This is a genomic window from Kitasatospora sp. NPDC018619, from assembly GCF_044391605.1.
Lineage (GTDB): Bacteria > Actinomycetota > Actinomycetes > Streptomycetales > Streptomycetaceae > Kitasatospora.
In genome coordinates this window covers 1-2961 of record NZ_JBISAI010000044.1, presented here as the reverse complement: position 1 = coordinate 2961, position 2961 = coordinate 1, and the positions used below count along the sequence as shown (strand labels likewise).

Here is a 2961-nt window from a genome sequence, read left to right as displayed (position 1 = left end):
CAGATCATGGTCCGAGGTTAGAGGTCCAATTCGATCAGAGTGGTATTTCAACAACGACTCCACGATAACTGGCGTCACCGTTTCACAGTCTCCCACCTATCCTACACAAACCGAACCGAACACCAATACCAAGCTGTAGTGAAGGTCCCGGGGTCTTTTCGTCCTGCCGCGCGTAACGAGCATCTTTACTCGTAATGCAATTTCGCCGAGTCTACGGTTGAGACAGCTGAGAAGTCGTTACGCCATTCGTGCAGGTCGGAACTTACCCGACAAGGAATTTCGCTACCTTAGGATGGTTATAGTTACCACCGCCGTTTACTGGGGCTTAAATTCTCAGCTTCGCTCCCGAAGGAACTAACCGGTCCTCTTAACCTTCCAGCACCGGGCAGGCGTCAGTCCGTATACATCGTCTTACGACTTCGCACGGACCTGTGTTTTTAGTAAACAGTCGCTTCTCACTGGTCTCTGCGGCCCCACCCAGCTCAGACAGTAAATGTCGTCACCAGACAGGGCCCCCCTTCTCCCGAAGTTACGGGGGCATTTTGCCGAGTTCCTTAACCATAGTTATCTCGATCGCCTTAGTATTCTCTACCTGACCACCTGTGTCGGTTTGGGGTACGGGCCGTGTGAAAGCTCGCTAGAGGCTTTTCTCGGCAGCATAGGATCACTGAATTCGCCTCAATCGGCTACGCATCACGTCTCAGGCTATGTGCGACCCGGATTTGCCTAGGTCACGCCCTACACGCTTACACCAGTATTACCACTGACTGGCTCAGCTACCTTCCTGCGTCACCCCATCGCTTGGCTACTACCAGATCAGGTCCCATGCATCCACCAACTCGAGACCCGAAGGTCTTCTCGTGGCTTCAGGATGGTTAGTATCACTGATTCACCATGGGCGCGTTCACACGGGTACGGGAATATCAACCCGTTGTCCATCGGCTACGCCTGTCGGCCTCGTCTTAGGTCCCGACTCACCCTGGGCGGATTAACCTGGCCCAGGAACCCTTGGTCATTCGGCGGACGAGTTTCTCACTCGTCTTTCGCTACTCATGCCTGCATTCTCACTCGTGTGGCCTCCACGGCTAGGTCACCCTGCCGCTTCCATGGCCACACGACGCTCCCCTACCCATCCACACACCTGCCAGAAAATCCTTGGATCAACTGGGGGCTATTGCGTGAATGCCGCAGCTTCGGTGGTGTACTTGAGCCCCGCTACATTGTCGGCGCAGGATCACTTGACCAGTGAGCTATTACGCACTCTTTCAAGGGTGGCTGCTTCTAAGCCAACCTCCTGGTTGTCTTCGCGACCCCACATCCTTTTCCACTTAGTACACGCTTAGGGACCTTAGCTGGCGATCTGGGCTGTTTCCCTCTCGACTACGAACCTTATCGCCCGCAGTCTCACTGCCGCGCTCTCACTCACCGGCATTCGGAGTTTGGCTGATTTCGGTAAGCTTGTGGGCCCCCTAGACCATCCAGTAGCTCTACCTCCGGTGAGAAACACGCGACGCTGCACCTAAATGCATTTCGGGGAGAACCAGCTATCACGGAGTTTGATTGGCCTTTCACCCCTACCCACAACTCATCCCCTCAGTTTTCAACCTAAGTGGGTTCGGTCCTCCACGACGTCTTACCGTCGCTTCAACCTGGCCATGGGTAGATCACTCCGCTTCGGGTCTAGAGCATGCCACTACGATCGCCCTATTCGGACTCGCTTTCGCTACGGCTACCCCACACGGGTTAACCTCGCGACATGCCACTAACTCGCAGGCTCATTCTTCAAAAGGCACGCCATCACCCCCAGCAGTAAACTGCTCGAAGGCTCTGACGGATTGTAAGCGCACGGTTTCAGGTACTATTTCACTCCCCTCCCGGGGTACTTTTCACCTTTCCCTCACGGTACTAGTCCGCTATCGGTCACCAGGGAGTATTCAGGCTTATCGGGTGGTCCCGACAGATTCACACCAGATTTCACGGGCCCGGTGCTACTTGGGTTTCCATTACAACAGTCACAAAGTTTTCGTGTACGGGATTCTCACCCTCTACGACAGGCCGTTCCAGACCACTTCCACTAACCCTGTGATTTCTTACTGTTGGCCAACACGGCAGTATTGACAAAATGAACCCCACAACCCCACGAATGCAACACCTGCCGGCTATCACACACCCATGGTTTAGCCTCTTCCGCTTTCGCTCGCCACTACTCACGGAATCACGGTTGTTTTCTCTTCCTGTGGGTACTGAGATGTTTCACTTCCCCACGTTCCCTCCACACGCCCTATATATTCAGGCGCGGGTAACACGACATCACTCGTGCTGGGTTTCCCCATTCGGACATCCTCGGATCACAGCTCGGTTGACAGCTCCCCGAGGCTTATCGCAGCCTCCTACGTCCTTCATCGGCTCCTGGTGCCAAGGCATCCACCGTACGCTCTTCATTACTTACAACAAAGATGCTCGCGTCCACTGTGCAGTTCTCAAACAACACACAACCCCAGAACTCCCGTGAGCACCAGCCGAAAAAACACTGACCGAAATCAATGCAACTCCGCGGTATGACCCACATTCCAGTGTTGTCGTTACTTCCTTCGAGGAAACACTCGCGTGTTCTCTCAGGACCCAACAGTATGCCGATATATTGTTCGTCGGTTTCCCACAGAGGAGAAACCGTACGACGATCAAGTTTGTCAGCGTCCACCCATGAGCTCCTGCCGGACCACAAGTGGATCCGAAACAGGCTCTGCCAACCAACCATCCACCTGTGTGGACGTTGTGTTGGAGAATGCTCCTTAGAAAGGAGGTGATCCAGCCGCACCTTCCGGTACGGCTACCTTGTTACGACTTCGTCCCAATCGCCGATCCCACCTTCGACGGCTCCCTCCCACAAGGGGTTAAGCCACCGGCTTCGGGTGTTACCGACTTTCATGACGTGACGGGCGGTGTGTACAAGGCCCGGGA

At 54.6% G+C, this 2961-nt stretch carries 2 rRNA genes; both read right to left on the bottom strand.

Annotated elements, in window-relative coordinates:
- Positions 1-2451: ribosomal RNA gene (locus tag ACH5AR_RS33815) — 23S ribosomal RNA — on the bottom strand; the annotation flags it as partial.
- A gap of 345 nt (positions 2452-2796) precedes the next feature.
- Positions 2797-2961 (bottom strand): 16S ribosomal RNA (locus ACH5AR_RS33810); the annotation flags it as partial.